Source organism: Streptomyces sp. XM83C (assembly GCF_023072675.1).
Taxonomy (GTDB): Bacteria; Actinomycetota; Actinomycetes; order Streptomycetales; family Streptomycetaceae; genus Streptomyces; species Streptomyces thermocoprophilus.
The window spans coordinates 1-2,535 of the sequence record NZ_JALLGL010000499.1 but is presented as its reverse complement, the minus strand read 5'-3'; the positions used below and the strand labels follow the sequence as shown (position 1 = coordinate 2,535).

2 protein-coding genes are annotated in these 2,535 nt (G+C 74.1%); both read left to right on the top strand.

Annotated features, from left to right (window positions below):
• The first annotated feature begins 57 nt into the window (after positions 1–57).
• Positions 58–999, top strand: a complete 942-nt coding sequence (locus tag MTQ10_RS29720; protein WP_247473554.1) for an aromatase/cyclase — start codon at positions 58–60, stop codon at positions 997–999.
• 1 nt (position 1,000) lies between these two features.
• Entirely contained in the window at positions 1,001–2,506 is a 1,506-nt protein-coding gene (locus MTQ10_RS29715) for an FAD-dependent oxidoreductase (RefSeq protein ID WP_247473551.1), read from the top strand.
• Positions 2,507–2,535 lie beyond the last annotated feature (29 nt).

The window sequence follows — 2,535 nt, the reverse complement described above, 5'->3', positions numbered from 1 at the left end:
CGCCGGAGCCCCGCCCCCTGACGCCCGCACAGCCGGTACCACCGAGGAGAAGCCGTCATGACGACTCGTGAGGTCGAGCACGAGATCACCATCAGCGCGCCCGCTGCCGCCGTCTACCGTCTCCTTGCCGAGGTGACCAACTGGCCGCGCATCTTCCCGCCCACCATCTACGTCGACCGGGAGGAGACCGGCGCCGGCGAGGAACGCATCCGCATCTGGGCCACCGCCAACGGCGAGCCCAAGACGTGGACCTCCCGCCGCACCCTCGACCCCGAGGCGCTGCGCATCACCTTCCGCCAGGAGGTGCCGGCGCCGCCGGTCGCCGCCATGGGCGGCACCTGGATCGTCGAACCCCTCGACGGGGGCAGCTGCCGCGTGCGGCTCCTGCACGACTACCGGGCCGTCGACGACGACCCGCACGACCTGCTGTGGATCGAGCGGGCCGTCGACCGCAACAGCACCAGCGAACTGGCCGCGCTCAAGGAGAACGTCGAGCGCGTCCACGAGGCCGAGACGCAGGAGCTGACCTTCTCCTTCACCGACAGCGTGCGCATCGACGGCGCCGCCAAGGACGCCTTCGCCTTCGTCAACGAGGCCGGGCTGTGGCCCGAGCGGCTCCCGCACGTGGCCCGCGTCCGCTTCACCGAGGACACCCCCGGTCTGCAGGAACTGGAGATGGACACCCGGGCCAAGGACGGCTCGACGCACACCACCAAGTCCTACCGGGTCGTCCTCGGCGAGCACCGCATCGCCTACAAGCAGGTCACCCTGCCGGCGCTGATGACCCTGCACACCGGTGTGTGGACCTTCGAGGAGACCGAGACGGGCGCCACGGCCAGCTCCCAGCACACCGTCACCCTCAACACCGACAACATCGCCAGGATCCTCGGCCCCGAGGCCACCGTCGCCGACGCCCGCGCCTACGTGCAGAGCGCGCTGAGCACCAACAGCCTCGCCACCCTCGGCCACGCCAAGGAGTACGCGGAGCGGAACCGCTGACATGGCCACCGACCCGCACCAGGACCACCGGCTGCCGCCCACCGGGCCCGCCCGGACGGTCGACACCCAGGTGATCGTCGTCGGGGCGGGCCCGGTCGGCCTGCTCCTCGCCGGCGAACTGGCCTTGCGCGGCATCCAGGTGACGCTCGTCGAACGCCGGCACGGCCCCACCACCGAGTCCCGGGCGTCCACCCTGCACGCCCGCACCATGGAACTGCTGGACAGCCGCGGCCTGCTCGCCGACCTCGGCACCCCGCCGTGCGAGCCGCGCGGTCACTTCGGCGGCATCCCCCTCGACCTGACCCTGCCCGGCCCCTACCCCGGGCAGTGGAAGGTCCCCCAGACCAAGGCCGAGTCGGTGCTGGAGGAATGGGCCCTCGGTCTCGGCGCCGACCTCAGGTGCGGGCACACCCTGCACGCCGTCGACGACCACGGCACCCACGTCGAGGCCGCCGCCACCGACCGTCACGGCGCCCGCGTCCTGCTGCGCGCCCCCTACCTCGTGGCCTGCGACGGCCAGGACTCCACTGTGCGCACCCTCACCGGCGCCGACTTCCCCGGCACCCCGGCCGCACGGGAACTGCTGCGCGCCGACGTCAAGGGCCTCGACATACCCGACCGGCGCTTCCAGCGGCTCCCCGCCGGCCTCGCCATCGCCGCCCGCAACCCGGCGGGCGTGACCCGGGTCATGGTGCACGAGTTCGGCGCCGCGGTCCGCGAACGCACCGGCGACCCGCACTACGACGAGGTCGCCGCCGCGTGGAAGCGGGTGACGGGCGAGGACATCACCGGCGGCACACCGGTGTGGGTCAACCGCTTCGACGACGAGAACCGGTGCCTGACCCGCTACCGGCACGGCCGGATCCTGTTCGCCGGGGACGCCGCCCACCGGCAGCTGCCCATCGGCGGCCAGGCCCTCAACCTCGGCCTCCAGGACGCCTACAACCTCGGCTGGAAACTCGCCGCCGCCGTCGACGGCACCGCCCCCGCCGGACTCCTCGACAGCTACGACACCGAACGCGCCGCGGTCGGCGCGGCCGTCCTCGGCAACATCCGCGCCCAGGCCCTGCTGCTCCTGGGCGGCCCCGAGGTCGAGCCGCTGCGCACCGTCCTCGCCGAGCTCATCGCCCACGAGGACGTGCGCGCCCACCTCGCCGGGATGATCAGCGGCCTCGCGATCCGGTACGACGTCGGCGGCCCCGTACACCCGCTGCTCGGCGCCCGCCTGCCGCACACCGTGCTGCGCACCGGCGCCCTCGTGTGCACCACGGCCGAGCTGCTGCGCTCCGGACGCGGACTGCTGCTGGGCGTGGGCGGGCCGCCGCCGCACCTCGACGCCGCCCTGGCCGACCGCGTCGACACGGTCACCGCCGAGACGGCGGCCGGCTCACCGCTGGAGGGCGTCCGCGCCGTGCTGGTGCGGCCCGACGGCCACGTCGTCTGGGCGGGCGCCGGGGACGGCGACGGGCTCGCCGAGGCTGCCGCACGCTGGTTCGGCTCGCCCTGAGCCACCACCCCGGCCCGGCCCGCCCAGAC

Bases quoted from the DNA above. Each gene is read 5' to 3' on its own strand.
- MTQ10_RS29720 (WP_247473554.1), top strand. From the start codon at position 58: ATGACGACTCGTGAGGTCGAGCACGAGATCACCATCAGCGCGCCCGCT.
- MTQ10_RS29715 (WP_247473551.1), top strand. From the start codon at position 1,001: ATGGCCACCGACCCGCACCAGGACCACCGGCTGCCGCCCACCGGGCCC.